This window comes from Thermus scotoductus DSM 8553 (assembly GCF_000381045.1).
Classification (GTDB): Bacteria; Deinococcota; Deinococci; order Deinococcales; family Thermaceae; genus Thermus; species Thermus scotoductus.
This window is the reverse complement of record NZ_KB905747.1, coordinates 1-26,276: the sequence shown is the minus strand read 5'-3', so window position 1 is coordinate 26,276 and position 26,276 is coordinate 1. Positions and strand designations below refer to the sequence as shown.

29 protein-coding genes and 1 other RNA gene are annotated in these 26,276 nt (G+C 65.5%); 10 read left to right on the top strand and 20 right to left on the bottom strand.

Going from position 1 to position 26,276, the window contains the following annotated elements; genetic code table 11:
• Positions 1-25 precede the first annotated feature (25 nt).
• The 13 genes from F604_RS0107595 to rnpB all read right to left on the bottom strand — a co-directional run bounded on the left by F604_RS0107595 (position 26) and on the right by rnpB (position 11,716).
• Entirely contained in the window at positions 26-823 is a 798-nt protein-coding gene (locus F604_RS0107595; RefSeq protein ID WP_019551129.1) for a UDP-N-acetylmuramate dehydrogenase, read from the bottom strand.
• Positions 813-2,153, bottom strand: coding sequence for a UDP-N-acetylmuramate--L-alanine ligase (gene murC, locus F604_RS0107590; RefSeq protein WP_019551128.1), 1,341 nt, complete (start codon positions 2,151-2,153; stop codon positions 813-815). Before murC ends, F604_RS0107595 begins: the two co-directional genes overlap by 11 nt.
• The gene (locus F604_RS0107585; protein WP_019551127.1) at positions 2,150-3,169 is read right to left on the bottom strand and encodes a UDP-N-acetylglucosamine--N-acetylmuramyl-(pentapeptide) pyrophosphoryl-undecaprenol N-acetylglucosamine transferase; all 1,020 of its coding nucleotides are present in this window, start codon (positions 3,167-3,169) and stop codon (positions 2,150-2,152) included. The genes murC and F604_RS0107585 overlap by 4 nt, the downstream gene beginning before the upstream one ends.
• On the bottom strand, positions 3,157-4,215 hold the full coding sequence (locus tag F604_RS0107580) for an FtsW/RodA/SpoVE family cell cycle protein (RefSeq protein WP_019551126.1): 1,059 nt from the start codon (positions 4,213-4,215) through the stop codon (positions 3,157-3,159). Before F604_RS0107580 ends, F604_RS0107585 begins: the two co-directional genes overlap by 13 nt.
• Positions 4,194-5,447, bottom strand: a complete 1,254-nt coding sequence (locus tag F604_RS0107575; RefSeq protein ID WP_019551125.1) for a Mur ligase family protein — start codon at positions 5,445-5,447, stop codon at positions 4,194-4,196. The genes F604_RS0107580 and F604_RS0107575 overlap by 22 nt, the downstream gene beginning before the upstream one ends.
• Entirely contained in the window at positions 5,444-6,301 is an 858-nt protein-coding gene (locus tag F604_RS0107570; protein WP_019551124.1) for a phospho-N-acetylmuramoyl-pentapeptide-transferase, read from the bottom strand. The genes F604_RS0107575 and F604_RS0107570 overlap by 4 nt, the downstream gene beginning before the upstream one ends.
• Complete coding sequence (locus tag F604_RS0107565; protein ID WP_019551123.1) at positions 6,292-6,999, bottom strand: hypothetical protein; 708 nt, start codon at positions 6,997-6,999, stop codon at positions 6,292-6,294. Before F604_RS0107565 ends, F604_RS0107570 begins: the two co-directional genes overlap by 10 nt.
• Positions 6,987-8,297, bottom strand: coding sequence for a UDP-N-acetylmuramoyl-tripeptide--D-alanyl-D-alanine ligase (locus tag F604_RS0107560; RefSeq protein ID WP_026329055.1), 1,311 nt, complete (start codon positions 8,295-8,297; stop codon positions 6,987-6,989). The genes F604_RS0107565 and F604_RS0107560 overlap by 13 nt, the downstream gene beginning before the upstream one ends.
• Positions 8,281-9,600: a peptidoglycan D,D-transpeptidase FtsI family protein gene (locus F604_RS0107555; protein ID WP_019551121.1), complete on the bottom strand. Its 1,320-nt coding sequence runs from the start codon at positions 9,598-9,600 to the stop codon at positions 8,281-8,283. The genes F604_RS0107560 and F604_RS0107555 overlap by 17 nt, the downstream gene beginning before the upstream one ends.
• Positions 9,597-9,860 carry a hypothetical protein gene (locus F604_RS0107550; RefSeq protein WP_019551120.1) on the bottom strand — a complete coding sequence of 88 codons (264 nt, stop codon included), beginning with the start codon at positions 9,858-9,860 and terminating at the stop codon, positions 9,597-9,599. Before F604_RS0107550 ends, F604_RS0107555 begins: the two co-directional genes overlap by 4 nt.
• The gene (gene rsmH, locus F604_RS0107545; protein WP_019551119.1) at positions 9,860-10,720 is read right to left on the bottom strand and encodes a 16S rRNA (cytosine(1402)-N(4))-methyltransferase RsmH; all 861 of its coding nucleotides are present in this window, start codon (positions 10,718-10,720) and stop codon (positions 9,860-9,862) included. The genes F604_RS0107550 and rsmH overlap by 1 nt, the downstream gene beginning before the upstream one ends.
• 6 nt (positions 10,721-10,726) lie before the next feature.
• The gene (gene mraZ, locus F604_RS0107540) at positions 10,727-11,161 is read right to left on the bottom strand and encodes a division/cell wall cluster transcriptional repressor MraZ (RefSeq protein ID WP_019551118.1); all 435 of its coding nucleotides are present in this window, start codon (positions 11,159-11,161) and stop codon (positions 10,727-10,729) included.
• A gap of 186 nt (positions 11,162-11,347) precedes the next feature.
• Positions 11,348-11,716: RNase P RNA component class A (gene rnpB, locus F604_RS12415), an RNA gene on the bottom strand.
• Between the two features lie 43 nt (positions 11,717-11,759).
• Between rnpB and F604_RS0107535 the strand changes: the two genes are divergently transcribed.
• The 3 genes from F604_RS0107535 to F604_RS0107525 all read left to right on the top strand — a co-directional run bounded on the left by F604_RS0107535 (position 11,760) and on the right by F604_RS0107525 (position 13,166).
• Positions 11,760-11,942: a hypothetical protein gene (locus F604_RS0107535; RefSeq protein ID WP_019551117.1), complete on the top strand. Its 183-nt coding sequence runs from the start codon at positions 11,760-11,762 to the stop codon at positions 11,940-11,942.
• Positions 11,943-12,022: 80 nt separating this feature from the next.
• Positions 12,023-12,238: a 50S ribosomal protein L31 gene (gene rpmE / locus F604_RS0107530; RefSeq protein WP_019551116.1), complete on the top strand. Its 216-nt coding sequence runs from the start codon at positions 12,023-12,025 to the stop codon at positions 12,236-12,238.
• Between the two features lie 349 nt (positions 12,239-12,587).
• Positions 12,588-13,166, top strand: a complete 579-nt coding sequence (locus F604_RS0107525; protein ID WP_026329053.1) for a thymidine kinase — start codon at positions 12,588-12,590, stop codon at positions 13,164-13,166.
• Here F604_RS0107525 and F604_RS0107520 read toward each other — a convergent pair.
• Positions 13,160-13,567: an Hsp20/alpha crystallin family protein gene (locus F604_RS0107520; RefSeq protein ID WP_019551114.1), complete on the bottom strand. Its 408-nt coding sequence runs from the start codon at positions 13,565-13,567 to the stop codon at positions 13,160-13,162. The genes F604_RS0107525 and F604_RS0107520 overlap by 7 nt on opposite strands.
• Positions 13,568-13,585: 18 nt before the next feature.
• Here F604_RS0107520 and miaA point away from each other — a divergent pair, with 18 nt between their 5' ends.
• Genes miaA through F604_RS0107500 form a run of 4 tightly spaced genes read left to right on the top strand, consistent with a single transcriptional unit; the run spans position 13,586 to position 17,771 of the window.
• Positions 13,586-14,494 carry a tRNA (adenosine(37)-N6)-dimethylallyltransferase MiaA gene (miaA, locus tag F604_RS0107515; protein WP_019551113.1) on the top strand — a complete coding sequence of 303 codons (909 nt, stop codon included), beginning with the start codon at positions 13,586-13,588 and terminating at the stop codon, positions 14,492-14,494.
• A 7-nt stretch (positions 14,495-14,501) separates the two neighbouring features.
• On the top strand, positions 14,502-15,917 hold the full coding sequence (gene gatA, locus F604_RS0107510; protein WP_019551112.1) for an Asp-tRNA(Asn)/Glu-tRNA(Gln) amidotransferase subunit GatA: 1,416 nt from the start codon (positions 14,502-14,504) through the stop codon (positions 15,915-15,917).
• A complete protein-coding gene (locus tag F604_RS0107505; protein ID WP_015717320.1) occupies positions 15,917-16,660 on the top strand; it encodes a 3'-5' exonuclease in 744 nt (247 codons plus the stop codon). The genes gatA and F604_RS0107505 overlap by 1 nt, the downstream gene beginning before the upstream one ends.
• Position 16,661: 1 nt before the next feature.
• A complete protein-coding gene (locus F604_RS0107500; RefSeq protein ID WP_019551111.1) occupies positions 16,662-17,771 on the top strand; it encodes a hypothetical protein in 1,110 nt (369 codons plus the stop codon).
• Here the strand turns inward: F604_RS0107500 and csaB are convergent.
• From csaB to F604_RS0107480, 4 genes are read right to left on the bottom strand one after another with little or no spacing between them, the layout of a single operon-like run.
• Positions 17,734-18,738 (bottom strand): polysaccharide pyruvyl transferase CsaB, encoded by a 1,005-nt coding sequence (gene csaB, locus F604_RS0107495; RefSeq protein WP_019551110.1) that lies wholly within the window; start codon positions 18,736-18,738, stop codon positions 17,734-17,736. The two genes, F604_RS0107500 and csaB, sit on opposite strands and share 38 nt — an antisense overlap.
• Positions 18,723-20,423: a DUF5693 family protein gene (locus F604_RS0107490; RefSeq protein WP_019551109.1), complete on the bottom strand. Its 1,701-nt coding sequence runs from the start codon at positions 20,421-20,423 to the stop codon at positions 18,723-18,725. The genes csaB and F604_RS0107490 overlap by 16 nt, the downstream gene beginning before the upstream one ends.
• A complete protein-coding gene (gene udk / locus F604_RS0107485; protein WP_015717316.1) occupies positions 20,420-21,058 on the bottom strand; it encodes a uridine kinase in 639 nt (212 codons plus the stop codon). The genes F604_RS0107490 and udk overlap by 4 nt, the downstream gene beginning before the upstream one ends.
• Before the next feature lie 50 nt (positions 21,059-21,108).
• Positions 21,109-22,239, bottom strand: a complete 1,131-nt coding sequence (locus F604_RS0107480; protein WP_019551108.1) for an ABC transporter ATP-binding protein — start codon at positions 22,237-22,239, stop codon at positions 21,109-21,111.
• Positions 22,240-22,517: 278 nt separating this feature from the next.
• Between F604_RS0107480 and mscL the strand changes: the two genes are divergently transcribed.
• Positions 22,518-22,898, top strand: a complete 381-nt coding sequence (gene mscL / locus F604_RS0107475) for a large conductance mechanosensitive channel protein MscL (RefSeq protein ID WP_019551107.1) — start codon at positions 22,518-22,520, stop codon at positions 22,896-22,898.
• Here the strand turns inward: mscL and F604_RS0107470 are convergent.
• On the bottom strand, positions 22,852-23,700 hold the full coding sequence (locus tag F604_RS0107470; protein ID WP_019551106.1) for a hypothetical protein: 849 nt from the start codon (positions 23,698-23,700) through the stop codon (positions 22,852-22,854). The two genes, mscL and F604_RS0107470, sit on opposite strands and share 47 nt — an antisense overlap.
• Positions 23,701-23,823: 123 nt before the next feature.
• Between F604_RS0107470 and F604_RS0107465 the strand changes: the two genes are divergently transcribed.
• Both F604_RS0107465 and F604_RS0107460 read left to right on the top strand, forming a co-directional pair.
• Entirely contained in the window at positions 23,824-24,534 is a 711-nt protein-coding gene (locus tag F604_RS0107465; protein WP_019551105.1) for an NADH-quinone oxidoreductase subunit B family protein, read from the top strand.
• A gap of 9 nt (positions 24,535-24,543) precedes the next feature.
• The gene (locus F604_RS0107460; protein ID WP_019551104.1) at positions 24,544-25,602 is read left to right on the top strand and encodes a pyridoxal-phosphate-dependent aminotransferase family protein; all 1,059 of its coding nucleotides are present in this window, start codon (positions 24,544-24,546) and stop codon (positions 25,600-25,602) included.
• Here the strand turns inward: F604_RS0107460 and F604_RS0107455 are convergent.
• Positions 25,565-26,155 (bottom strand): TIGR01440 family protein, encoded by a 591-nt coding sequence (locus tag F604_RS0107455; RefSeq protein WP_015717304.1) that lies wholly within the window; start codon positions 26,153-26,155, stop codon positions 25,565-25,567. The two genes, F604_RS0107460 and F604_RS0107455, sit on opposite strands and share 38 nt — an antisense overlap.
• Positions 26,156-26,276 lie beyond the last annotated feature (121 nt).

The following is a 26,276-nucleotide window of genomic DNA, read 5'->3' as shown; positions in this document are numbered from 1 at the left end:
CCACCTGTGAAAAAGCCACTAAACCTCAAGGCCACACCTCCCACTCCAGCTCCAGGGGAAGTTCTTCCTGGATCCGCTTTAGGAGTTCCAACACGTCCTTGGCCGTGGCCTGTCCCAGATTAACGATAAAGTTTCCATGTTCTAGGGATACCATGGCATCGCCCACCCTGAGGCCCTTGAGGCCCCGTTCGTCTATGAGCCTTCCTGCGGAGTGGCCCGGGGGGTTTTTGAAGGCGCAGCCGGCGCTTTTCCGCTTGGGCTGGCCCTTCCTGGCGGCGTCCACCTCGGCCATGCGCCGCCTTATCTCCTCCAGGGGGCGCTCTTTCAGCTTCAGGCGGACCCGGGTTACGATGCCCCCGGGGGGGAGGCGGCTTTGGCGGTAGCCGAAGCCCAGTTCCTGGGGGAGGTAGATGTGAAAACGGCCCTCGTGGAAGATCTCCACCGCCTCGAGGGCATCCGCCATCTCCCCGAACCGGGTGCCCGCGTTCATCTTGACCGCACCCCCCACCTGGGCGGGGATGCCGAGGAGGCCCTCGAGACCGGAAAGCCCTTGGCGGGCAGCCTCCTGTACCAAGAGGGGAAGGAGGACCCCCGCTCCCACCCAGCCCCTTAGGTCATAGGTGGCGAACTCCCCTGCAAGGCGGATCACCCTTTCGGGCACCCCCTCGTCCATTACCAGAAGGTTGGAGCCATTCCCCAGGACCCGGTAAGGAGCCTCCGTGGCCTTAAGGAGGTCCTCCTGGGTTTCCACGGTCCAAAGCTCCGCCGGGCCTCCCACCCCTAAGGTGGTGTAGTCCTTAAGAAGCACCCGTTCAATCCTCATGGACGAGCCTCCAGGCGAGCTCCGTCACGTCCCCGGCCCCCAGGGTGAGCCAGAGGTCCTCTGGGGTGGCGGTGGCCCTGGCGTAGGCCAAGGCCTCCTCCTTGTCCAGAAAACGGGCAGATTTCCCCAGGGCCAGAAGCCGTTCGGCGATCCTTCGGGAAAGGGCTTCGGGGGTGATACCCGCCTTTTCCCCTGCGGTGTACACGGGAAGAACCACCACTTCGTGTGCGGAGGATAGGGCCTCGGCAAAGCCTTCCCAAAGCTCCTGGGTACGGAGGAGGCGGTGGGGCTGGAAGAGCACCCGAACCCGGCGGCCCAGGAGCTTGGCGGTGGCCAGGGTGGCCTTTAGCTCCGTGGGATGGTGGGCGTAATCGTCCACCACCCACGCACCCCGCACTTCTCCGATTTTTTGGAACCGGCGCCCCACCCCCGGGAAACGGGCCAGGCCCTCGAGGATGGCCTTGGGTTCCACCCCGAAGCTTAGAGCGGCTAAGGCGGCAGCCAGGGCGTTTTGCACGTTGTGAGCGCCCGGGACTTGGAGCCTGGCCTCCCCCAGGGTCCGGCCTTGGTACACGAGCTGGAAACGGCTTCCCGTGGGTCCAAGCTCGGTTTCCTCGGCCCAAAGATCCCCTCCCTCCCCGAAAAGCTTCCTGGGGAATCCCTGGGAAAGCCTTAGAAGCCTGGGGTCGAAGGTGGGCACCACCACCGTCTTGGCCCTGCTCAAAAAGCCCCGCATGGCTTTTTCCAACTCCTCCAGGCTCGCATGGTAGTTGGGGGCCCTTTGCCCGGCGGGAGCGATGTGGTCCGCCTCGAGGTTGGTGGCCACCGCCACCGCCACCTCCACCTCCTGGAAGAGGGGATCGGACTCGTCCACCTCCGCCAGGCGGGGGCCGAGGCCGAAGCGGGCGTTTCCAGGTAGGAGGGAAAGCTCGCCCCCGAGGAGTACCCAGGGATCCAGGCCCGCGGCCAGGAGGATGCTGGCCAGCATCCCCGTGGTGGTGGTCTTGCCGTGGGTACCCGTAACCCCCAAGGAGGGTCTTTGCCTTAGCAGATGGGCAAGAAGCTCCATCCTCCTCAGCACCTGCATCCCCTTGCGCCTGGCTTCCTCCACCTCGGGGTGGTCCAGGGGGATGGGAGTGGGAACCACCAGGGTGTCCTCCTCCTGGAGATGGCCGGGATCATGGCCCCTATGGACCGGGACCCCCAGGCTTTCCGCCCGCCGGCCAGGGGCTAGGTCGCACCCGGTTACCTCTATTCCTTCTCCCCGTAGGAGGCGGGCCAAGGCGCTCATGCCCACTCCCTCGAGGCCCATGATGTGTACCCGTGTCATAGGAATTCCTCCAGCCAATCCGCCAGCCTGCCCGCGGCGCCCTCAGGGGAAAGGCGGGCCATACCCTCCCGGTAGGGCTCGGGGTGGGCCAGGATCCCTTCCACCTGCTTGGCAAGCCTCGCCAGATCCCCAAGCTCCGCACCACCTGCCTGCCGGTAGGCTTGGGCGTTGGCCGCCTGGGCACCTCCGTCCAGGCTGGGGGAAAGGGGAAACAGCAAGGCGGGGAGGCGGTGGTAGGCAGCCTCCGCCAGGGTGCCCGCCCCGGCCCGGGCAAGGAGGAGATCCGCGGCGCTCATGGCCAGGGGTGCGTCCACGAACCCCGCAATCCGGTAGCCATCTTCCTCCAGATGCCGGTAACGCTCCAGCCAGCGCTCCCCCACCTGGTGAAGGACAGGGAGGCGTAGGGGTTTCAGCAGGGGAGGGAGCTTCTCGTTGAGCTCCAGGCTGCCCTGGCTTCCCCCGAGAATGAGGAGCAAGGGCTTGTCCGGGGGAAAGCCCAGCCTGGCCTTGGCCTCGGCCTTGGGGTAGCGTACCTCCCGCACGGGGTAACCGGTGACCCGGGCCTTGCGGGCAAGCCCGGGGGAAAGGGTTACCGGCACGGAGAGGGCGAGACCCCGGGCCAGGGGGGCGAGGAGCCTTATGGCCAGACCCAGCTTGGCGTTTTGCTCGTGGAGGAGGACGGGAATCCCCTTAAGTTCCCCCACCATGGCCCCGGGAAACCCGGCGTACCCTCCGGTGGAGAGGATGGCCCTGGGCCTTGTCCCAACAAGAAGGCGCCAGGCGGCCCTAAGGCCTAGGAGGAGTTTCTGGGCTTCCTTTGGCCTGAAGGCACTTCGGTCCAGCTTGCCTGCGGGGATCAAGGCGTGGGGGAGGGAGGTCTCGGGGAGGAGGCGGGCCTCGAGGCCCCCTTGGCTTCCCAGGTAGAAGACCTCGAGGCCCCGCCTCCTAAGTTCCTCCGCCACCGCCAAGGCGGGGAAAAGGTGCCCCCCGGTTCCGCCCCCGGTCAGGAGGACCATGGCTCCACCCCCTTCCTGGACGCTTCCCGGGCCAGGCGCATCAGGGCGCCTACGGCGAAGCCGGAAACCAAAAGGGAGCTTCCCCCATAGGAAACCAGGGGAAGGGGTACCCCCGTGACCGGCAGGAACCCCACGGTCACCCCGATGTTCAGGGCAGCCTGCAGGGTGAGGTAAAGGGTAAGGCCCAGGGCCACCAACCCCAAGGGTCCAGGGAGCCTGAGGGCCAGGGAGAGCCCCCGGGCGAAGAGAAGGAAGTAGAGCAAGAGCACCACGAACCCTCCCAGCCAGCCGGTGGCGAAGACCACACTGGCAAAGACCATGTCGTTGTGGGCCTCGGGCAGGTGGGGGAGGTTGCCGGAGGGTCCCTGGCCGAAGGGGCCACCCAGGATCAAGGCTTTCTGGGCCTGGAGAACCTGGTAGGCGGTCTGGGAGGGGCTGGCTTCACCTTGAAGGTAATCCACAAAGCCCGTAAAGCGCTCGGACACATAGCGGAAGCGGGCGAAGTAGATCCCGGAAAAGGGGGCTAGGACCATGGTCCCTGCCAGGCTCACCATGATGAGCCTCCGCCAGGGTACCCCCGCAAGGATAAAGAGGAGGCCAGCCAGGGTTGCCAGGAAGAGGGCAGTGGCGAAGTCGGGTTCCACCAGCACCAGCCCTGCGGTGAGGCCCACCAGGGCTGCGGCGCCCACGATGGGGTAGTCGTTTCCCTTCCGCCCGACGAAGGAAGCCAGGTAATAAACCAGCACCACCTTGGCGAGTTCCGAGGGTTGGAAGGCTAAGGGCCCCAGGTAAAACCACCGCCGCACCCCTCCCGGGCCGCTTCCCACCATGAGGACCAACGCGAGGAGAACGAAGGTGGCGGCAAGCAGGAAGCGGGCGTGGCGAAGGAGCCTTGCGGGAGGCAGGAGAAGGCCTAGGATCATGGCCCCAAGCGCCACGCTGATGCGAAGGAGATGGTTGGGAAGGAGGGTTGGCTCGGCCACCCCCACCCCCAGGAGGCCGAAGGCCATGAGGAGAAGGGCGCTTAGGAGGAGGATGGGATCCATGGCTCACCTCCTAGGGCGTAGACCGCTTCCCGGAAGGCTTGGGCGCGGTCCTGGTAGTTCCTGAACTGATCGAAGCTGGCGGCCAGGGGAGCCAGGAGGACGCTTCCCCGTTCCAGGCGCTTTAAGGCCTCGGCCACCGCCTGCCGTAGGGCGGCCCGCCCATCGGTCTGAGGGAGGACCACCACCTCCACCCCACCCCCTAAGGCCTCGGCCATCTTGGGGCCATCCCGGCCGATGGCCAAAACCACCCGTACCCGGGAAAGGAGAGGGCGTAGGGCCTCGAGGTCGGCTCCCTTGTCCTCCCCACCCAGGATCCAGGCGATGGGGGCCGGGGCGGCCTCCAGGGCAGCGGCCACCGAGGGAGTGCGGGTGGCGATGGAATCATCGATGAAAACCACCTCCCCCTTCCGGGCAAAGATCTGGAAGCGATGGGGAGGGGAGGGGAGGGTTTTTAAGCTTTCTTGAAGAAGATCGGTGTTCAAGGGGCGGCCCAGGAGTTCCAGGTAGGCCCGGGTCGCCTCGAGGGCCGCCCTCAGATTGGTTTCCCTGGGGGAGTTCCCCGGGGTAAAGGGGTAGAGCCGGGCGGGGGAGGCCAGGGCCGCTTGCCGCACCTTGGGGTCCCCTTCGTTGTAGACCAGGGCGTCCTCGGGGGTGAGGTTCTTGAGAAGTTTCAACTTGGCCTGGTGGTAGGCTTCCACGCTTCCGTGTCGGTCCAGGTGGTCCACCCCCAGGTTGAGGAGGACCGCCACCCGGGGGTGGAAGGTGTGGATCCTTTCCAGCTGGAAGCTGGAAAGCTCGGCCACCGCCACCTCAGCCTCGTCCACCACGCTTACCAAGGGGGGATCCACGTTGCCCCCCTCGAGGGCCTTAAGCCCCTGCCCCCTAAGGAGATGGGCGGTGAAGAGGGTGGTGGAGGTTTTGCCGGCGGTGCCGGTGATGCCGATGATGGGGGTGGGGGAGAGGCGGTAGGCCAGCTCGGCCTCCCCAAGGATCAGGGCCCCGCGGGCCTTCAGGGCCTCGAGGTGGGGGTGGAAAAAGGGTACCCCAGGGGCGGCCACCACCTCCGGGTAGTCCCCCTCCAGGTTCCAGTCCGGAGTAAAGCCCAGGCTCAAAGCCTCCTGCACCTCTATTTCCTTGGAATGGTCGTCGTAGAAGCGGGCGGGAAGTCCCCGCTTCCTCAAGAAGCGCAGAACCCCAAGTCCGCTTCGTCCCAGCCCATAGACCAGGATCATGCTCCTCCCCCCAGGCTGAAGGCCAAGGCCGTGGCCAGGGCCGTGAGGATGGCGAAGCGGAAGACGATCTTGCTTTCCTCCCATCCGGAAAGCTCCAGGTGGTGGTGCAGGGGGCTCATGCGCAGAAGGCGCTTCCCCGTCCTCCGGAAGTAGAGGACCTGAACCACCACGGAGAGCACCTCCAGTACGGGGATGATGCCTGCCAAGGGCAGAAGCCAAAGCTTTCCCGTAAGGGTGAAAAGCCCGGCCAGCATGGCCCCCAGGGCCTGGCTTCCCGTGTCCCCCATGAAGACCTTGGCCCGGGGGGCGTTGTGCCACAGGAAGCCCAAAAGCCCCCCGAGGAGGGTTTGGGCAAAGGGGTAAGGGTAAAAGGGAAGGAGGAGCACGGCGGCGATGCTGGCTAAAAGCCCATCCAGACCATCCGTGAAGTTGAAGGCATTGGCCGCGCCCACCACCGCCAGGAGGATGAGGAGCACATCCGCAAGGGGCCAGGGAGTGTAGGCCACCTCCCGCACCGCCCAAAGGGCAAAGATCAGGGCCATGAGGGTCTGCAGGGCGAGTTTCTCGCGGGCCCTTAGGGGCCGGGCGAGGCTTCCCCCCAGGTCGTCCAAAAGCCCCAGGAGGGCGAAGCCCAGGCCCAGGAGCCAAAGACCGGCGAACCCGTCCCGCCCTATCAGGCTGTAGGCCAGAAAGCCGGCCAGGAGAAAGGCCACACCCCCCATGCTGGGGGTACCCTGCTTGGCCAGGTGGCTTTGAGGCCCGTCGGTACGCACCTTCTTGCCCAGGCCCAGGCTTCTCATGAACACGATCCAGACTGCCGTGAGGAACCAGGAGAGGAGAAGGGCTAGGGCCATACCACCTCCTTGCAGGAAACCACCCGCCTGCCCGGGGTGAGGTAGAGGGTTTCTCCCCAGGCGGCAAAGTCCTGGGCTTCCGCCACTGGTTTGGCTCCCTCAGGCCGCACCAAGTAGACCCAGCCTTCCATGAGGGCCACCACCCCGCAGGCCCCGGGCTGGGCTTTGCGGACAACCTGGGGCAGGGGGAGGAGGAGGCCCTCCGGGTAGAAGTAGGCTTCCTGGCCCAGGGCCACCACCCCGGCGTCCAAGGCCACTACCTGGGAGAAAGCCCCCGGGCGGAGAAGGGTGGCTTCCCGGTAAAGCCCCTTTTCTCCTACCCAGAAGAGCCCTTCATGGCTCCAGGCGGCGTCCCGGGCAGGGTAGGGGAGAAATTCTTCCTCCGTGTACACGCCTTCTCCTAGCCCCACGACCACTTTCCCTGAAGAGGCCCTAAGAAATCGTGGGATGCCCGGCAGGGGAAGGCTTTGCCAATAGCCATCCCGGTAGATGAGAAGCTGGTACGGGTAGGCGGCGTAGAGGCTTTGCTGGTCAGCATCCAGCAAGAGGGGAGGTCCTGGCAGGGCCACAAAGAAGCGGCCCGTCACCCATCCTCCCTCAGCAAAGCCGCCTGGGTAGGAAAGCACAGGGGCAGTGGCCTGGAGGGGAGCACAGGCGCTGAGGAGGGCGAGAAGGGCCAGGGCGTTCAGGCGTCCCATAGCTCCAGAATCCTTTCCAGGCCCACGCTCCTCGAGGCCTTCAGATAGACGAGGTCGCCGGGCCGTACCCTTTCCTTAAGCCAAAGGAGGGCCTCCTGGAGGGTTTCCACCGCTTCCCCACCCAGGGCCGCCTGGGCTTTGGCGTGGCTTCCCACGTAAAGGGGTCTAAGGCCCAGCCGGGCTGCTTCCTGGGCCACTTCCAGGTGAAGCCTTAGGGCTTCCTCCCCCAGTTCCCGCATCTCCCCCAGGACCACCCACTTCCTGCCGGGTTGCAGGGCCAGCCAGGCCAGGCCCGCTTTCACCGAAAGGGGGTTGGCGTTGTACGCGTCGTTCAAGAACACCACCCCATCCTTTTCCCGCCGCTCCATCCGCCCCGGGGGAAGCACCAGGTGGGCTAGCCTCTCCGCCACTTCCTTGGGATCCTGGCCCAGCATCTCCGCCACCCCCAAGGCGGCCAAGGCGGCCAGGGCCGGGCCCATGCCGGGGTAGGGGATATGGACCTCGAGGGTCCCATAGCGGAAGCGGGTTTCGTGAAGGAGAAGCCTCAGGTCCTCTCCCCGGAAGGTGGCCTCGCCAAAGCCGTAAGTGGGAAGGCCCCGGCCCCGGCCGAAGCGCTCCAGGACCTCGGCCGCCTGGAGGCTCACCAGGGCCTGGGGGGCGGAGAGCAGGCCGGCTTCCTCCTCCACCACTCCCTGGAGGCTGCCGAAGGCTTCCAGGTGTTCCTCTCCCAAGGCGGTGAGCACCGCAAGGTGCGGCCTGGCCAGGCCCATGAGCTCGGCCATCTCGCCCACCCGATCCACCCCGAGCTCCACCACACAGCCCGGGGCCTGGGGATCCAGCCTCAGGAGAAAGCGGGCGAGAGGCGGAGCCGTGTTCTGGTTGCCCGGAGGAGCGGGGAACCCCAGGCCTTGGGCCAGGGCTTCCTTGGTGGTGGTTTTGCCCGAGCTGCCTCCCACCGCCACCACCTGGCCGGGGAAAAGCTCCCGCAAGGCCCTTCCCAGGTGGAGAAGGGCCTGGTGGGTGTCCGCCACCTCCACCGTGGCGGGTCCTGGACGGTCGGAGAGGACCAGGTGGGCTCCTTTGGCCCGGGCTTCGTCCACATACTCCCGTCCATGGACCCGTTTCCCGGGCAAGGCCACGAAGAGGCTGCCGGGGGTGGTCTCGCGGCTATCCCAGTGGAGGTCGCGCACGGCTTTTCCCCCAGGGTGAAGCCTTCCCCCGGTGGCCCTGGCCACCCACTCCGGCGTTACTTCCCTAACATGATGAAGATACACAAGCCACTCACCGCCCTTCAGCATAGGGGGGTACGCCCCGGTACGCCAAGAGCCCGGCGGCCACCTCCCGGAAGATGGGGGCGGCCACCTGGCTGCCGTTGATCTCCCCCTTGGGGTGGTGTACGGCCACCACCACGGTGTAAAGGGGCTCATCCCCGGGAACGAACCCGGCGAACCAGGCGGTAAAGACCTCCTTGGAATACTTTCCGTTTACCACCACCTGGGCGGTTCCGGTCTTGCCCGCCAAGGGGTACCCTGCTAGGGAGGCACGGGGAGCAAGGCCTTCTTTCAGGGCCTGGCGGATGGCCCTGGCGGTGGCGGGGGAGAAGACCCGCTCAGGCTGGCCTTCTTGCTGGGCGAAGAGCCTGGGTGGGCGGTAGAGGCCGTCCACCAGGGTGTTGAAGGCAGCGGTGAGGTGAAGGGGAGTGATAAGGAAACCCTGGCCGAAGGTGTGGTTGGCGTAGGCGGCACGGCTCCAGGTTCCCGGAGGACTGACCACGGGGTTTGCCACCCGCACCCCGGGGAGGGGACGGGAGTCGGTTAGGTGCAGTTTTTCCATGTACGTGTAGAAAACCTCTTTGGGCAAAGCCTCGGCCATTAGGCTGATGCCCACGTTGGAGGAGTAGCGAAGCACCTCGGCCAGGGTGAGGACGGAAGGGTGGGGCACTGCATCCCGAATGGTCCAGCCATCCACCACCCGGTGCATGGGGGCTTCCACCCGGGTGGCCAGGGTGGCCTTGCCCTCTTCCAGGAGCATGGCCGCGGTGAGGGCCTTCATGGTGGAACCGGGCTCCAGGGGTACCAGAAAGGCGTGGTTCCGCCAGGAGATGTCCCGGTTGGGATCCCCCCTGGGGGCTAGGGGATCAAAGGCTGGCCCGTTGGCCACGGCCCTGAGGTTGCCTTCCCGGTCCATGACCAGCAGGGTGCCAAAGGCTCCCCGGCTTCGCGCTAACCCTTCCCATAGGGCCCTTTCCGCCATGGCCTGGATCCAGGGGTCCAGGGTGAGGGTGAAGGAGCGGCCTGCCTCCAGGGCCCCGTTCAAATCCCGTTCCAGCCCCTCAAGCCCCTTCCCCGTGCCCCGTTCCCCGAAGCCCAGGAGCTGGCTGGCGCTTTTTCCCAGGGGGTAGTAGCGCCCTTCCTCGAGGTCCAGGGCCAAGGGGGTGCCATCCTGGGCATACAGGGTGCCTCGAGGGGGAGCGGCGGGAGGCAAGGGAGCGGAGAGCCTTGGAGGGCGGGCGATCAGGCTGTAAAGGCCCAAGCCGAAGAGGGCCACCCAGAGGGCGAATCCCAGAAAAACCCAGGAGACCCGGCTTACCCCTACGGTCACTCCCCCCACCTCCCTTGGCTCATGGGCACGAAGCCCTTTTCCTTGGCCCAGGAGAGCACCCGGTGGGGCTCGTTGGCCTGCCACCTCTCCTTGAGCAAGGCTTCCTCCCGGGCTTTGAACCTGGCGAGCTCCTCTTCCATCTTGGCCAGGTGCGCCTTCTCCGCTTGGTTGCGGTGGCCCACGGCGAAGACCAGAAGGAGGGCTAGGAGGTAGAGGAGGCCGAAGCGAAGGGTTGTGCCCAGGCTTCCCTGGCGGTGCATCAGGCCACCTCCTTCTCCGCCGCCCTGAGCTTGGCGCTACGGGACCTGGGGTTCTTCGCTACCTCCTCTGGGCTTGGGGTGATGGGCTTTTTGGTGAGTATCTTGAGGCTGCTTTCCTTCAGGAAGCGCTTCACCACCCGGTCTTCCAGGGAGTGGAAGGTGATGACCAGAAGCCTTCCTCCAGGGGCCAAAACCTCCTCGGCTTGCCTGAGGAACTCCTCCAGGGCACCCAGCTCGTTGTTCACGTACATCCGGATGGCCTGGAAGGTTTTACGGGCGGGGTGTCCTGCCTTCCGGAAGCCCACCGCCCGCCGCACCACCTCGGCCAGCTCCAGGGTGGTGCGGATGGGGGCTTTCTGCCTTCTCTCCACGATGGCCTTGGCGATGCGATGGGCCTGCTTCTCCTCCCCCAGGTCCAACAGGATCCGCCGGAGGTCTTCCAAGGGAAGGGTGTTCACCACCTCGTAGGCGGTGGGGCCCTCCTCCCCCATGCGCATGTCCAGGGGGCCTTCCCTCTGGTAGCTGAAGCCCCGCTTGGGATCCTCCAGGTGGAAGCTGCTCACCCCTAGATCCGCCAGGATGCCCGCCACCTGGCTAACCCCGGCCTCCTGGAGGACTTCCTTTAGATGGCGAAAGTTCCGCTGAAAAACCCTAAGCCCAGGGAGTCCCAGGGCCCTTGCCCGGGCCACGGCCTCGGGGTCCTGGTCCAGGCCGATGACCAGGCCTCCGCGTTCCAGGATGCCCTTGGTGTGCCCAGCCCCCCCCAAGGTGGCGTCCACGTACACCTGCCCCGGGCGGACTTGCAGGAGGTTTAGAACTTCTTCGTAAAGAACGGGAATGTGCTCGGTAATGGCGTCCATAGTCTCCTATCCGATAAGCCCCTTGAGGGCCTCGGGGGCCGGGGGGCTTTGCATGATCTCCTCAATGGTCTTCCACCAGCGTTCCTGGCTCCAGATCTCCAGCCGTCCCGGGGCACCGGCGATCACCACCTCCCCACCTTCCTGAAGACCAGCGAACTGGCGGAGGGGTGGGGGAATCAGGACCCGGGAGGCGTTGTCCATGCGGGTTTTGTGGGCCCCGGAGTAGAAGAAGCGCACGAAGGCCCGGGCCTGGGCGTCGGTGAGGGGGAGGTTGACCAGCTGCTCCTCAATCTTGCGCCAGCGGTCCGAGGGAAAGACGTAGAGGCAGCCCTCCATTCCGCGGGTGAGCACCAGGCCGTCCTCGAGGAAATCCCGGAAGGGGCCGGGGATCACCACCCGCCCCTTGTCGTCCAGGCTGTACTGATACTCGCCGAAGGGCATTTCCCACCTGGTCCCACCCTCTGGGGCTGGCTGGGCTTGGGCGTCCGGTTTGGAGCCTTGCCCGCAGAGGAGTTCTTGCCCAGGAGTATAGCACGGATTCCCCACAGTTTTCCACTACCTCCCACCTAGGTCCCACTTGGTTCCCACCCCGGATGCAAAGAAAAACCCCAAGCCGAAGCTTGGGGAGCCCCAGGATAGGGCGTAAGCCGGGTTCTGTTTTCGGCGGTCATCTCTCTGGGACCGGCGTCGCCGCCGGCCTCAAGCGGCCCATCCCAGGGGTTGTGGCGGGCCGGGCAAGCCCTTCCCCTCTACTGGGCCTTGCACCGGGTGGGGTTTGCCGTGCCGCCCCTGTCTCCAGGAGGCGCGGTGGGCTCTTACCCCACCGTTTCACCCTTGCCCGCACCAGGCCTTGGCCTGGCCGCTGGCGGTCTTTTCTCTGTGGCACTTTCCGTCGGGTTACCCCGCCCAGCTGTTAGCTGGCACCCTGCCCTATGGTGCCCGGACTTTCCTCACCCGGGAGGTTCGGCTCCCGGGCGCGACCGCCCCCCTGTCCTGGGGCATCCTTTATTCTAGTCCAGTTAGGGAGTAAAGTGAAGGCGTGAGGCTTCCCTGGTATCTGCCCCTTCTCCTCCTCTTTTTCGCCCTGGTGGGGCTTGGGGTTTTGGGGATTCTCTGGCTCCTGGCGGTTTTGGGCGTGGGGGTAGGGGTGTTCTGGATGGCCTGGGAGCGGCTACGCCGCCGCCTCTTCGGACCCAGGTGGCGTCGCCTGCCCCCGCCTTGAGGTTGCGGGATGCCCCGGGGTCCTGGTAGAGTAGGAGATGGTTTTGCGCACGGCCAAGACCGTGCGAAAGGAGGCGAAACGTGAAGGAAGGCATCCACCCCAAGCTGGTTCCCGCCCGCATCATCTGCGGTTGCGGCAACGTCATCCACACCTATTCCACCCGCCCGGAGATCCACGTGGAAGTGTGCAGCAACTGCCACCCCTTCTACACGGGGCAGCAGCGCTTTGTGGACACGGAAGGCCGCGTGGAACGCTTCCAGCGCCGCTACGGGGGTTCCTACCGCAAGGGACGGTAAGGGCAGGTTTTTGGTCTCCGGCGAGGCCCTTTAAGGCCTCGCCGTTTCCGTGGTTAGGGTCAGGAACAGGGTTTCCCGTGGCGGCTCCCTTCGGCTTATTCCCAGCACTTCTATGGGGAATGGGGCAGGTGTGCTTTTATCGTCCCCTCTTCCCCAGGATCGCTCCCTCCGCTCGCTATTCGTCATAAGCGCGGGCCAGGGCCTCTTCGTGGGGGTTGAGGGGAGGAGAGTTGGCAAAGAAAGACCAGGGCCTTCCCCTCAGAGCCTTCCTCCAGCATCCTCCGAACCCGGTCCAAGGCCGACATTTTGGAGAAAGTATATCCTATGCCCGGGTAGAATCTGGGCCAGGATGCCCCCGGTACTGCATCGTCAGGGTTGGATTGAGGTTATCACCGGGCCCATGTTCTCGGGCAAGAGCGAGGAACTCATCCGCAGGGTCAAGCGGGCCCTCATCGCCCGGCAGCGGGTTTTGGTGTTCAAGCCCCGGCTGGACACCCGCTACCACGAAAGCCAGGTGGTGAGCCACGACGGCCAGCGGGTGGAGGCCATCCCCGTGGGCGATGCCAGGGAAATCAAGGCGTACCTATCCCCCTTGCCCCAGGTGGTGACGGTGGACGAGGTCCAGTTTTTGGATGCCGGCCTTCTCTCCCTGGCGGAGGATCTGGCCTGCCAGGGCGTACGGGTGATCCTGGCGGGGCTGGATTTGGACTTCCGGGGTGAGCCCTTCGGCCTCATGCCCGAGCTTTTGGCCCGGGCGGAGTTCGTGGAGAAGCTTACGGCCATCTGCGCCCAGTGCGGAGCCCCTGCCACCCGCACGCAGCGCCTGGTGAACGGGAAGCCCGCCCGCTACACGGACCCCGTGATCCTGGTGGGAGCCAAGGAGCACTACGAGCCCCGTTGCCGGGCCTGCCACCAGGTGCGCTACTGAGAGAGGGGCAGGGGAGCCCCTTTGCGCTTCTTGAAGCGCACCTCCAACACCCCTTGCCGGAGGCTTGCCTGGGCGGTGCCCTCCTCGATGGGGCTGGGCAGGTCCAGGGTGCGGCGGAAGGTGCCCATGGGCCGTTCCTCCAGGAGGTAGACCCCGGGCAGGGGATGGCGGATCCCGGCCAGGGTGATGCGGCTTCCCTCCTCCAGAAGCTCCAAATCCTCGGGGCGCACCCCGGGGAGGTCCACGAGGAGGACGTAGTGGTCCTCGTCCTCGAGGAGGTCCACCTTGGGGGTCCAGGCGGCGGGTTCCTCCCCTGTGAGCTGGTAGGCCAGCTCGGCGATGCGCTCCTGTAGCTCTTTCAGCTTGCGCAGGGTCTCCAGGCGGTCTAAGCGCTCCAGCATGCCCTTAGCATAAGGGATGTGAAGGCGATCCCGGTCCTGGCGGGCCCCACGGGGAGTGGGAAGACCCTCCTGGCCTTGAGGCTTGGGGAGGAGCTTCCCCTCGAGGTGGTTTCCGCCGACGCCACCATGGTCTATCGGGGCCTGGACATCGGCACGGACAAGCCCAGTCCGGAGGAAAGGCAAAGGGTTCCCCACCACCTGGTGGACATCCTGGAGCCCTCCGAGGCCCTGAGCGTGGTGCGCTGGGTGGAGCTGGCGGAGGCGGCCATCGCCGATATCCTGGCCCGGGGAAAGGTGCCTTTGGTGGTTGGGGGGACGGGGTACTACATCCGGGCTCTTTCCCAGGGGCTTCCCACCCTGCCCCCACCCGATCCAGAGGTCCAAGAGGCCCTTCGGCGGGAGCTCGAGGAAAGGGGTCTTGAGGCCTTGGTGGCCGAGCTTTCCCGGGTTAGCCCGGAGGATGCCCTGCGGGTGGATAGGAACCCTAGGCGGCTGGTGCGGGCTTTGGAGGTAGTAAGGCGCACGGGAACGCCCCCTGCCCGCTTTCCCCTTCGCCCACCCCGGTTCGCCTACAGGAAACTGGTTCTCTGGCCTGAGCGCACCTGGCTTTTTCCCAAACTGGAGGAAAGGGCCAGGTGCCAGTTCGCCCGGGGTCTGGTGGAGGAGGTGAAGCGCCTGTTGGAGCGGTACCCCGCCATGCCGACCGCCCTTCAGGCCATCGGCTACAAGGAGGTGGTGGGGTACCTTCAGGGTGCGTACAGCCTGGAGGAAGCCCTGGCCCGGGATATCCGGGCGGTGAAGGCCTACGCCAAAAGGCAGTACACCTGGTTCCGCCACGAACCCGGGGACGTCACCTATTTGCCGAGGGGAGGGGAGGAGGCTTACCGGGGCTTTCGGGACTGGTTTGATCTCCACTTCGGGCTATAGTAGGGGCATGTTGGCCCACGAGATCCGCGCCAAGGTGGCGCAAGGGGAGGTATCTCCCCTGGAGGTGGCCCAGGTTTACCTGGAGCGGATCCGCTCCTTGGACCCAGGCCTTGGAGCCTTCCTCACGGTAAACGAGGGGGTGCTGGAGGAGGCCCGTTCCCTGGATCCTTCCCTTCCCCTTGCGGGGCTTGTCGTGGCCGTTAAGGACAACATCGTCACCAAGGGAATCCCTACCACGGCGGGAAGCCGGCTTCTGCAGGGTTTCCTGCCCCCTTACGAGGCCACGGCGGTGGCCCGGCTAAAGGCCCTTGGCGCCCTGGTCATAGGCAAGACCAACCTGGACGAGTTTGGGATGGGTTCCTCCACCGAGCACTCCGCCTTTTTCCCCAGCCGGAATCCCTTTGACCCCACCCGGGTGCCCGGGGGGTCCAGCGGGGGAAGCGCGGTGGCAGTGGCGGCGGATCTGGCGCCTTTGGCCTTGGGGTCGGATACCGGGGGAAGCGTGCGCCAGCCTGCAGCCTTCTGCGGGATCTATGGCCTTAAACCCACCTATGGCCGGGTAAGCCGCTATGGCCTTATCGCCTACGCCTCGAGCCTGGACCAGATCGGCCCCATGGCCCGCTCGGTGCGGGATCTCGCCCTGGTCATGGACGCCATCTCCGGTCCCGATCCCCTGGACGCCACCAGCCTGGACCTGAAGCCCCGGTTTCAGGAGGCCTTGGCGGAGCCCCTGCCCTCCTTGCGGCTTGGGGTGGTGCGGGAGGCCCTTTCCGGGAATAGCCCCGGGGTAGAGGGGGCTTTGCGGCAGGCCTTGGAGGTTTTCCGGGGGCTTGGCCTTCAGGTGAAGGAGGTCTCCTGGCCTTCCCTGCCCCTGGCCTTAAACGCCTACTACATCCTGGCCCCCGCCGAGGCCAGTTCCAACCTGGCCCGTTACGACGGGACCCTTTTCGGCTATCGGGCCGAAGGGGAGGAGCTGTGGCGGGTGCTGGAGGAGACGCGGGCCCGATTTGGCCTCGAGGTGAAGCGCCGCATCCTGGTGGGCACCTTTGTGCTTTCCAGTGGGTACTACGAGGCCTACTACGGCCGGGCCCAGGCCTTCCGCAGGCGGCTTAAGGCGGAGGCCCAAGCCCTTTTTCAGGAGGTGGACCTCCTCCTCCTCCCCACCACCCCCCATCCCGCCTTTCTCCTGGGAGGCAGGCCCGATCCCTTGGCCATGTACCGGGAGGACCTCTACACCGTGGGGGCTAACCTGGCGGGCCTTCCCGCTCTATCCTTCCCAGCCGGCTTTGAGGATGGCCTTCCTGTTGGCCTTCAGCTTTTCGCTCCCTGGTCGAGGGATGAACTCCTCCTGCAGGCGGCCTTGGCTTTTGAGGAGGCTACCGACCGGGTTTTCCTTCGTACCCCTTTGGGCGAGGCTTTGTAGTGGAGGCTTTCTTTCGCCACCGCCTGGCCACCCGCCTGGCCCGAAGGCTTAGGGCCGAGGGCAGGCCCTTGCCCCTTCCCGCCCTGGGGGAGGCCCTGGGGCTAAGGGGTCCGGTGGAGCCCGTGGTGCGGCCCCTCTTGGACGGGCGCTTCCGCTTGGGGGAGGAGGTGGGGCTTTGGGAGTGGCACTACCCTTTCCCCTATTCCGGGGAGGCGGTGGTGGTCTTGGACCTGGAGACCACCGGGCTTTCCCCCGGCCTCAACGAGGTGATCGAAGTGGGCTTGGTGCGGCTGGAGCAGGGAGAGCGCAGGAGCTTTCAGAGCCTGGTGCGCCCAAGCCGCCCTCCCAGCCCCTTTATCGAGAGGCTTACGGGGATTCGCGCTTGGGAGCTGGAGGAGGCTCCTTCCCTCGAGGAGGTTCTGGAGAAGGCCTATCCCCTCTTGCGGGGGGCCACCTTGGTCATCCAAAACGCCAGCTTTGACCTGGGGTTCCTGCGGCCCGCCCTGGAGGGCATGGGCTATTCCCTGGAGAACCCGGTGGTAGACACCCTCCGCCTGGCCAAAAGGGCCATGCCTGGCCTCAGGCGCTACGGCCTGGACGCTCTTTCCCAGGTCCTGGAGCTTCCTCCCAGGGAAGCCCACCGGGCCCTTGGGGATGTGGAGCGTACCCTTGCCGTGGCCTACGAGGTGTATTATATGCTTACTTCAGGGATTCCCCGTCCCTTGGTGGACCTCGGGAGGTGATATGACCGCACGCTATGTGCTGACCAGCACCTGTATTCAAACGGGAACCATGACCTTAACCGTCTCCCTCCGCCAGCATCTCCTCGGCAAGGAGCGGGTGCGCTTCGTGGACGAGGATGGGGAGGTGTACGAGGTGGAGGTGGACTGGAAACAGGGGGTGGTGCGGGGGCTTCTGCCCTACTATCAAAAGCGCCGCCTCGCCGCGAACGAGACCATCCTTCTCCACTTCCGCGGGGAGGAAGTGGAGCTTAAGGCCACCCCTAGGGGCCTCCCCCGGCTTGGGCAGGCGGAGTCCAGGGAGCCTGCCCAGCCCGAGAGGCGGGAGGCGAGGCCGGCTGCTTCCGGGAGGGAATCCAAGGAGGCAGGGGATCCCAGGCCGGAGAAGCGGCGGGTGCGGGTGACACCCTATCCCAAGGAGGTGCTTTTCCCCAACGAGCCGCAAAGGACCTTGGAGCCCCCTGGGGTTACCGAGGACTTGAGGCTGCTTGGCTTTCTCCTGGAAGGCGGCCCGCCGTGGGTGTACAAAGCCCCCTTGGGGCGCCGCCAAGTGCTTCTGGTGCTGCTGCGTCCGGGGGAAGGGGAGCCCAGCCTGCTCAAGTCCTACCGCCAGCAAGGGGCGTACGTGGTTATCCTGGCGCCGGAATCCCAGAAGGAAGGGGTGCCGGAGGGAGTGGGATACCTTTCCCCGGAGGCGGTGAGCCGCCTGGTGCGCCTTAAGGCCCGCTTTCCCCTTTCGCCTTTGGACCTGGAGGACCTTCTTCGGGAAGGTTTTGTGGACCTCGAGGCGGTGGAGTCCCTGGAGGACCGGCTGGTGGCCGAGCTTTCCGAGCGCGGGGCCTTCGCTGCCTTCCTCCTTTTGCTTTCCCGCAAGTCCATGGGGGAGGTGTTTTTGCTGGCGGATCTGGAGGCGGAGGCCGTGGAGGAAGGCCTCATCCCCGAGGTGGTGCGCCAGGGGGTGGAGGTGCTTTCCCAGCCTCCCTTCCTCGTGCTCAAGCGCCTCTCCCCGGGGGAGTTCCTCCTCCGGCAGGAGGTGGAGGAGGCCCTTCGGGACCTGGAGGCCTTTGCCCAGGGGCTTAGGGGCCGCTTGAACCGCGTCCGTGGGTCTTTTTGACCAGGCTGGCTTCCCCCAGGGCCAGGTCAAAGCTCTGCCGGGCCCGCTCCTTTAGGGCTTCCACCTTTTCCCAGTCGGGGTAGCGCCCGTACACGGCCGCCTTGGAGAGCTTGATGGGGTCGCCGGGGAGCTCCTGGTAGTAGGCCCCGGTTTCCTTGGCGAAGGCGGCCACCTTGGGGTCGTAGGAAAGGGCGGCGAAGGGGGTGCCCGCCGCCGCCGCCAGGATGAGGCCGTGCAGGCGCATGGAGATCACGTACCCCGCCTGGGCGGCCAGGTAGAGGACCCGCCTGGGATCGGCGGTCTTCTCCACCCGGTGCAGGCGGAAGATCTCGATGACCTCGTCGTCGTATCCGGGTTGGAGGAGGAGGACCAGCACCCTTTTTCCCTCGTGCACCAGGTGGTTGGCGGTGATGTAGAGGTTGGTGAGGGCTTCCTGGTCCACCCCAGCCCGAGGAATGACGAGAACCAGGTCCTCTTCCCGCTTTACAGGGGGCGGGGTGAGGAGGAGGGCAGGGTCGGCACCCAAGGCGGGGGAAAGGCCGAGGTTCTTGGCGTATTCCCAGGAATCCTGGTCGCGAAGGATTATGGGCACGCCCCGCAAGGCCCGTTTCACCTGCTTTTCCCCCCAGGGGGTGAGGGGGCCGAGGGACTGGTTGAATACCACCACCCTCTTGCGGAAGAAGCGGGCAGTCCGGAGCACGGACAGGTAGTAAAGAAGGCTTAGGGAGCTGGTGGCGTCCTGCAAAAGCCCTCCGCCCCCCAAAAGCCAGAGGTCCGCCTGGAGAAGGGCCAAGGGGTTTAGGCGATAGGCGGCCCGGATCCCGTGCTCCTTGGCGGTCTGTTTGGGATCGCCGGAAAGGGCGAGAACCTGGTGCCCCCGGGCCTTCAGCTCCCGGGCGATGGCCTCGAGGATGGCCTCGTCCCCGGCGTTTTTAAACCCGTAGTACCCCGCTACTCCAACCACCATGCCCGAAGCCTCCTTACCAGCATAACCCCGAGAAGCCCGAGGGAAACGCCCAAAAGCGCCCCGTTCACCACCCTGAAGAAGGAGATAGGAAGGGGGGTGTGGAAGTGGCTGAAGGTGTTCAGGATGGAGGCCACCCCGAGGGCGGCCAGGAAGAGCATGCTGTTTTGCACCCACCTCGGCCAGGGAAGGAGGAGGGCCAGGGGGAAGAGGGCGTGGCCGAAGACCTCCTTGAAGCGGGGGCGCACCATGAGGTCCTGGAGGAGGCTCCTAAGCTTTAGCTCCAGGTCCGGGACCAAGGGGGCCTCGTTGCCCCGGCGCAGGAGAGCCAACAGGAGAAGGGCGAGGGCCATCCCTGCCAGGGCCACCTCCCCCAGGCGCAGGGGATGCAGGAAAAGCCGGGTCAGGGTTTCCTTGTAGTTCCTGTCCAGGAAGCTGAGGGCCACCAGGAGGGGAGGCACCAGGAGGGTGAGGGAAACGCCCTTGAAGGCCTGAAGCCCCAGGATGGTCTCCGGGGTGGAGCCCAGGGCCGAGAGGAAAACCGTCCCGGCCAGGGCGTAGCCCAGGGTGCGAAGCCACATCCAGAGGCCATTCCGGGGACCCAAAAAGCCCAGCACGGGGAAGACCAAGGCGGCCAAAAGGGCCCCGGCTTGGCTTCCCGCATAGCCCAGGGCCAGGAGCAGGAGGAGGAAGGCCACCAGGGGTCCGTAGACGGAAAGCCCCAGGGCCAGAAGGCCCAAGCCCGCAACCACCCCCACCCAGGCGGCGTGGCGAAGGGGGCTAGGGGTGAACTCCCGGGGCTTGGGGTGACCCAGGGGGATGCCGCTAGCCGCGAGCCCCTCCTGGATCCGCGCTAGGAGGCGCTCCGTGTCCTGCCGGTAGGGGTAGGGCCTTAAGTAAAGGAGCTGGTGCCCCCGTTCCCTGGCGGCCAAAACGTACTTGTCCGCGGCTTCCTCGGGGGTCAGGGTGAGCTGCCACTCGTACCGTAGGCTGAAAAGCCTCAGGATGCCCTTTTCCCGGTAGGCGGCAAGCCCGGGCTGGGGCGTGCCCTCAATGAGGGCCACGGGTACCGGGACCCGCTCTTGGGCTTCCTCCAGGCGGTAGGGGTAGCCCAGGGCCTCGAGGCCAGCGAAGACCACGGCGTCCGCCTCCTTGGGAACGATGGGCAGGGAAGCATCCAGGCGGCGGTAACGCTGGTTGATGGGGCGGACCGCCACGAAAAACCCAGCTTCCTTGGCAGCCCGGACCTCCTCCAAGGGATAAAAGGCAGGGAAGGCCTGGACATCCAGGGGGAAGCCCAGCCAAGGACCCACCCATTCGTGGGGAAGGTCATAGGCCGCCTGTAAGAGCTCCAGAAGCTCCCGGTTGCCCCGGAGGTAGTACCAGTTGGGTTTGGCGGGTAGCCCCGCTTCCAAAAGCTCCCTCCCGCTCCGGTAAAGAAGTTCCCCTTGCCCCACCCAGTCCTTCACAAGCCGTTCCGGGAAGGCCACCCCTCTGACCCCCAGGGGGCGGTAGGACTCCAGCACCTCTAGAAGGCTTTTCCCTTGGCTTTGGGCTTCCTCCCGCAGGGCTTCCGCATCCAGGAGTAGCACCACGGGACCTGGCCGCTCCGCCCGCAGGCGGGGTGGAAGGGCCAGGAGGGAGGGCACCAGGGCCAGGAGGAGGAGAAGGTGGAGGAACCTTTTCATGCTACCCCCATCTCCGCCAGGCGGGCCAAGGCCTTGGCCTTGAGCATCTCCAAGGCTACCGGGTTCTGCCCGCCACCGGGCAGGATCACGTCCGCATGCCGCTTGGTGGGTTCCACGAAGGCCAGGTGCATGGGTTTTACCTTTTCCAAGTACTGGCGCACCACGCTTTCCAGGCTACGTCCTCGTTCCTGGACGTCCCGCTCCAACCGTCGGATGAAACGCTCGTCGGCGTCCGCATCCACGAAGACCTTGAGGTCCATAAGGGCCCTTAGGGGTTCGGGGTAGAGGACCAGGATGCCCTCGAGGATGACGACGGGAGCGGGCAGGACCCTTTCCGTCTTCGGGCTTCGGGTATAGGCCCGGAAGTCGTAAAGGGGCATTTCCACCGCCTGCCCGGAAAGAAGGGCGTGCACGTGCTCAAGATAGAGGGGAAGGTCAAAGGCCTCCGGGTGGTCGTAGTTGGCTTGGAGGCGCTCCGGGAAGGCCACGTGGGAAAGATCCCGGTAGTAGTGGTCCATGGGGAGCAGGGCCACCCGTTCCCCCAAGGCCTTAGCCAGGGAGCGGGCCAGGGTGGTTTTGCCGCTGGCGCTTCCCCCAGCGATGCCTATGATGAAGGGCTTATCCCGCCGGCTCACCCCTCCATGATAAGGGCGGGGGAGGGCATCCCCCGCCCAAAGGCCTATTCCTAGCGGGCCACCGCTTCCCGTTCCTGGGCGTGGCCGATGGTCTGGTCGCTTTCCACGTCAAAGGCATGGAGGCGGGAGGTGTCGGCCAGAAGCTCCACCCTATCCCCGGGCTTCACCGGAGCGTGGCCGTCCACCTTGGCCACCAGGACCGTGCCGTCCACGCTCACGTGGATCTCGGTTTCCGCCCCCAGGGGCTCGGCCACATCCACCTCGCCCCGGATGACGTTTTCCTCCTCGGGAATCACCGTGTAGCCCTTCAGGCCCAGGTGCTCGGGGCGGATGCCCATCCAGACCTCTTTGCCCCCGTAGGGTCTCAGGGCCTGGGCCAGGATGGGGTTGGCCCGGACCCGGAAGCCCGGGGCCACCAGGTAAACCTTCTCCCCCTGTACCTCCACCTGGGCGCGGATGAAGTTCATGGAGGGGCTACCGATGAAGCCCGCCACGAACCGGTTGGCGGGGAAGTCGTAGAGGTTTAGGGGAGTGTCCACCTGCTGGATCTCCCCATCCTTCATGACCACGATGCGGTGGCCCAGGGTCATGGCCTCCACCTGGTCGTGGGTCACGTAGATGGTGGTGACCCCAAGCCGCCTTTGCAACTTGGCGATCTCCGCCCGCATCTCCACCCGGAGCTTGGCGTCCAGGTTGGAAAGGGGCTCGTCCATGAGGAAGACCTTGGGCTCCCGCACGATGGCCCGGCCCATGGCCACCCGCTGGCGCTGGCCGCCGGAGAGCTCCCGGGGTTTGCGGTTCAAGAGGTGCTCAATCTTAAGGATGCGGGCGGCTTCCTTCACCCGGCGGTCAATCTCGTCCTTGGGGTAGCGCCTTAAGCGCAGGCCGAAGGCCATGTTCTCGTAGACGTTCATGTGGGGGTATAGGGCGTAGTTCTGGAAGACCATGGCGATATCCCGGTCCTTGGGAGGCACGTCGTTCACCAGGCGGTCACCGATGTAGATGCGGCCCTCGGAGATTTCCTCGAGGCCGGCGATCATCCGCAGGGTGGTGGTCTTGCCGCAGCCCGAAGGCCCCACGAAGACCACGAACTCCCCGTCCTCGGTTTCCAGGTTGAAGTCCTTGACCGCCACTACCTTGCCGAAGCGCTTCCAAACGTGCTCCAGCCTAACCTTGGCCATGCTTTACCTCCTAGGCCCCGCGCTTTGAGCCCGCAAGGCAGCCCTTCGGGCTGACCTTGGCCCATCGGGGGTTCGGGGGCATTATATACCGCCTGGGCTTCTCCCTTCGGTGAGGGTCTTTCCCAAAGCGGGCCAGGTCTGGAAGGCAGGAGAAGGGCGGGGTTGGCCTTTCAGGCGAGGGTTCTTTTCACAAGATTTTCAAAGGGAGCGGGTAGGGTGGCCGTCGGTCCAGGAACTCGGACCGGGTTTGGCGTTAGGGAGCGTGCAAGGAGGTACGTATGTTGAAGGGTTTTAGGGATTTCATCATGCGGGGCAACGTGGTGGACCTGGCGGTGGCCGTGGTCATCGGTGGGGCCTTCGGCCAGGTGGTGAACTCCTTGGTGGCGGATATCCTCACCCCCTTGATCGGGGCTTTGGGAGGGGCGCCGGATTTTTCCGCCATCAAGCTGGGGCCCATCGCCTTGGGGAAGTTTATCAACGCCGTGGTGAACTTCCTGGTGGTGGGGGCGGCCATCTACTTCTTGATCGTGGTGCCCATGCAGGAGATTGAAAAGCGGCGCAAGAAGGCGGAGGAGACGGCCCCACCCCCTCCTCCCGAGCCACCAGAGGAGGTCAAGCTTCTTCGGGAGATTCTTTCGGAGTTGCGGCGGAAGGCCTAAGCCGGTTCCAGAGGAAGAGCGCCAGGTACCCCAGGCCGAGCTCCGGCCTGGGGTTTACCGTTACGGAAAGGGCGAAGGCGTGGAAGAACAGGCTTTCCAAAACGTGGCGCGGGGTGCGCAGGAAAAGCTTTTTGAGGGCAGGCCCCTGCTGCAGGATCAGCGCCCCCAGGTAGGGAAGGTAGAACCAAGGACCGGTGGCCAGGCCCAGGGCGGAAACCCCCAGGCTGGCGAAGGCCAGGCCCCGAAGGAAGGGCAGGGGTTGGAACCCCAGGGGGTGGAGCTCTTGCCACAGGGGTTCCTCCCCTCCTGGCCAGGGGGTTCTTAAAAGGAGAAGTCTTTTCCCCTCGTGCCCCCCCAGGTAGAGGTGGGGCTCGGGGGCTACCCCCAAGGGGAGGAGGTGGGTGGGGTTTTCCTGGAGGGTTTGGTAGAGAAGGGGATCCAGGGGAAGCCCGTCCACCAGGTACCAGGCGTGGGGTTGGCCGGAGAGGAGAAAGCCAAAGGCCCTTTCTACCTTGTGTCCCTTGTGGGCCAGGATGCCGGGCCAGGCCTCCGGGGGTTCAAAGAGGAGGGTTTTCCCCCAGGGGGGGAGGTGCTTCAGGGGTTCGGTCTTCAAGGGGAAGCGCACCTCGAGGATCTCCCCCTCGGAGAGGGAAAAGCGGGCCAGGAGGTTCCCCTGGGCCTCGTACACCTCCTCGGGCCGCCGGGAGAGGAAGAGGTCCCCCACTTTCTGCCCGGGAAGGCTTTGGGGCAGGGGAAGCAGGAGGGTTTCCTGCCCTGGGCTTCGGTAGCGGAGGCGAAACATGGGCTCTGGCATAAAGGGGCCGCCGGCGGGACATGATACCACGTGGGGATGTTGACAGGGGGGGGGCGAAGAGGCCTAAGGTTGGAAGTATGTGGCTATATGCATATAGCCAAAGGAAGAAGTATGCCTAGCACCCTCCACCGCTACAAGGCGGAGTTCTTCAAGGCCCGGGCCCACCTCCTTCGCCTCTGCCCGAGCGGGGCCTTCCGGGAGGAGGGCGGGGTTTTCCAGCTGGACCTGGCCCGGTGCGTGGGATGTGGCCGGTGTGTTCTGGGCCGCCCAGAGGCGGTGGAGGAGGTAAAGCGCCTCGAGGTGGCCGTGACCCGGCGGGAGGACCTGGTCCAGCGGGTGGACCTGGACAGGGGAGGGTTTCTGGACCCAGGCCCTCCCCCTTCCCCTCGGACAGAGCTTCGCCTACCTACCCTGGCCTTTCGCGAGGTGAGCGCCGGGGGCACAGGCATTGCCGACTCGGAGATCGCCCTTCTTGGCAATCCTTTTAACGACATGGGCCGCTTTGGGTTCCAGGTGGTGGCTTCGCCCCGGCACGCGGACGCCCTTCTGGTCACGGGCCCCGTGAGCCGCAACATGGCCGAGGCCCTAAGGCGCACCTACGAGGCCATGCCGGAGCCCAAAGGGGTGGTGGCTGTGGGGAACGAGGCCATTTCGGGCGGGGTCTTTGCGGAAAGCCAAGAGGTGCTGGCGGGGGTGGATAAGGTGGTGCCCGTGGATGTCTACGTGCCGGGAGACCCGCCTAGGCCGGGGGCCATTCTCCACGGGCTCTTGCTTCTCACTGGCCGAATGGTCCAGCGCTTAGTGGGAGGCTTCTTACGCTAAACTTTTCCCATGGAGTGGCTCCTCACCCCTGGACCGGTTCGCCTTCACCCCAAGGCGTTGGAGGCCCTTAGCCGTCCCCAGCTCCACCACCGTACGGAGCCGGCCCGGGAGCTTTTCCTAAGGGCTAGAAACCTTCTCCAACAAGCCTTTCAAACCCAAGGGGAGGTCCTGATCCTCACGGGAAGCGGCACCCTGGCCATGGAGGCTTTGGTGTGGAACCTCTTCGCTCCCGGGGAAAGGGTGTTGGTGCCGGTTTACGGGAAGTTTTCCGAGCGTTTTGCCGAGATTGCCGAGAGCGCAGGGCTTGAGGTGGATCGCTTGGACCTCCCCTACGGGGAGGTGCCTGGCCCAGAGCAGGTGGCCCGGCCCGGTTACCAAGGGCTACTGCTGGTTCACTCGGAGACCTCCACCGGGGCCATGGTGGACCTGCCCGCCCTGGCAAGAGCCTTTAAGGAGGCCAACCCCGAGGGTCTGGTGGGGGCCGACATGGTGACCAGCTTGCTGGTACGGGAGGTGGCCCTCGAGGCCTGGGGAGTGGACGCCGCGGCCTCCGGTAGCCAGAAGGGCCTCATGTGCCCCCCAGGGCTGGGTTTTGTGGCCCTAAGCCCTTGGGCCTTGGAACGTTTGCGCCCCCGGGGCTACTACCTGAACCTCTCCCGGGAGCTCAAAGCCCAGAGGGAAGGGGAAAGCGCCTGGACCCCGGCCATCAACCTGGTGGGGGCGGTGGCGGCGGTGCTGGAGGAGGTGTTGCCCAAGCTTCCCGAACACCTGGCCTTAAAGGCCTGGCAGAACGACCTTCTGTACCGGGTTGGGGCGGAGCTGGGATTAAGCCCTCTGCCCGAGGTGCCAAGCCCGGCGGTGGCCGCCTTTTACCTGCCCGAAGGGGTTTCCTACCAGAAGGTGAAGGAGGCCTTTGCCCGAAGGCAGGCGGTGATCGCCGGGGGCCAGGGGCCCTTGAAGGGCAGGGTATTCCGCCTTTCCCTTATGGGTTATTACAACCGCTACGAGGCCCTCGGGGTGGCGGCCCTTTTCAGGGAAGCTTTTGCCGATATTCTTCCAGCTTCCTGAGCATCTCCTCCTGGGTGTAGACCGCCCTGGCCCCGCCCACCAGCTTGGGACGGGTTTTGGCGGCGATGAGTACTGCCTCGCCAATCCTGCGCAGGGAAAGCCTAAGGGGTACGGCCACGGGCCGCAGGTGCATGCCGATGAGAACGCCCCCGATGTCCATTCCCCCGTGGGCTTGGGCCTTTAGGGATTCCACCATCACGGGGTCCTGGAAGCGGAGAAAGGCGGCCGTGGCCAGACTCCCTCCCGCCTTGGGATGAGGGAAGACGGTGACCTCCTCCAGGCTGTAGGTCCGGGCTGCCTCCCTTTCCACCACCAGGGCCCGGTTCAGGTGCTCGCATCCCTGGACGGCTATCCATATCCCCCGTTCGAGGAGAGGGGGAAGGAGCCCCTCGAGGATGGCTTCGGCCACCTCGAGACTGGGCTTCGTTCCCACCTTTTCCCCCAAGACCTCGCTGGTGGACCCCCCCAGGACGAAGAGGCTTCCCCTGGGCATGGGGAAGAGGTCCAGAAACTCCAAAATCGCTTTTTCCGCCGCCTTGCGGATGCCCTCCATGACCTGGCCTCCACTGCGATTTTAGAGAAAAGTGGGGGTGTGGGGGAGCTATAATCCCCCGGTTTCCAAGATAGCCCTCAAGATACGCTAACGCGTGACACAGGCTGACCAAACCGGGGAT

Coding starts and splice junctions, on each gene's coding strand:
- F604_RS0107595 (WP_019551129.1), bottom strand. CDS start 823: ATGAGGATTGAACGGGTGCTTCTTAAGGACTACACCACCTTAGGGGTG.
- murC (WP_019551128.1), bottom strand. CDS start 2,153: ATGACACGGGTACACATCATGGGCCTCGAGGGAGTGGGCATGAGCGCC.
- F604_RS0107585 (WP_019551127.1), bottom strand. CDS start 3,169: ATGGTCCTCCTGACCGGGGGCGGAACCGGGGGGCACCTTTTCCCCGCC.
- F604_RS0107580 (WP_019551126.1), bottom strand. CDS start 4,215: ATGGATCCCATCCTCCTCCTAAGCGCCCTTCTCCTCATGGCCTTCGGC.
- F604_RS0107575 (WP_019551125.1), bottom strand. CDS start 5,447: ATGATCCTGGTCTATGGGCTGGGACGAAGCGGACTTGGGGTTCTGCGC.
- F604_RS0107570 (WP_019551124.1), bottom strand. CDS start 6,301: ATGGCCCTAGCCCTTCTCCTCTCCTGGTTCCTCACGGCAGTCTGGATC.
- F604_RS0107565 (WP_019551123.1), bottom strand. CDS start 6,999: ATGGGACGCCTGAACGCCCTGGCCCTTCTCGCCCTCCTCAGCGCCTGT.
- F604_RS0107560 (WP_026329055.1), bottom strand. CDS start 8,297: ATGCTGAAGGGCGGTGAGTGGCTTGTGTATCTTCATCATGTTAGGGAA.
- F604_RS0107550 (WP_019551120.1), bottom strand. CDS start 9,860: ATGCACCGCCAGGGAAGCCTGGGCACAACCCTTCGCTTCGGCCTCCTC.
- rsmH (WP_019551119.1), bottom strand. CDS start 10,720: ATGGACGCCATTACCGAGCACATTCCCGTTCTTTACGAAGAAGTTCTA.
- mraZ (WP_019551118.1), bottom strand. CDS start 11,161: ATGCCCTTCGGCGAGTATCAGTACAGCCTGGACGACAAGGGGCGGGTG.
- F604_RS0107525 (WP_026329053.1), top strand. CDS start 12,588: ATGCCCCCGGTACTGCATCGTCAGGGTTGGATTGAGGTTATCACCGGG.
- F604_RS0107520 (WP_019551114.1), bottom strand. CDS start 13,567: ATGCTGGAGCGCTTAGACCGCCTGGAGACCCTGCGCAAGCTGAAAGAG.
- gatA (WP_019551112.1), top strand. CDS start 14,502: ATGTTGGCCCACGAGATCCGCGCCAAGGTGGCGCAAGGGGAGGTATCT.
- F604_RS0107500 (WP_019551111.1), top strand. CDS start 16,662: ATGACCGCACGCTATGTGCTGACCAGCACCTGTATTCAAACGGGAACC.
- csaB (WP_019551110.1), bottom strand. CDS start 18,738: ATGGTGGTTGGAGTAGCGGGGTACTACGGGTTTAAAAACGCCGGGGAC.
- F604_RS0107490 (WP_019551109.1), bottom strand. CDS start 20,423: ATGAAAAGGTTCCTCCACCTTCTCCTCCTCCTGGCCCTGGTGCCCTCC.
- F604_RS0107480 (WP_019551108.1), bottom strand. CDS start 22,239: ATGGCCAAGGTTAGGCTGGAGCACGTTTGGAAGCGCTTCGGCAAGGTA.
- mscL (WP_019551107.1), top strand. CDS start 22,518: ATGTTGAAGGGTTTTAGGGATTTCATCATGCGGGGCAACGTGGTGGAC.
- F604_RS0107470 (WP_019551106.1), bottom strand. CDS start 23,700: ATGTTTCGCCTCCGCTACCGAAGCCCAGGGCAGGAAACCCTCCTGCTT.
- F604_RS0107465 (WP_019551105.1), top strand. CDS start 23,824: ATGCCTAGCACCCTCCACCGCTACAAGGCGGAGTTCTTCAAGGCCCGG.
- F604_RS0107460 (WP_019551104.1), top strand. CDS start 24,544: ATGGAGTGGCTCCTCACCCCTGGACCGGTTCGCCTTCACCCCAAGGCG.
- F604_RS0107455 (WP_015717304.1), bottom strand. CDS start 26,155: ATGGAGGGCATCCGCAAGGCGGCGGAAAAAGCGATTTTGGAGTTTCTG.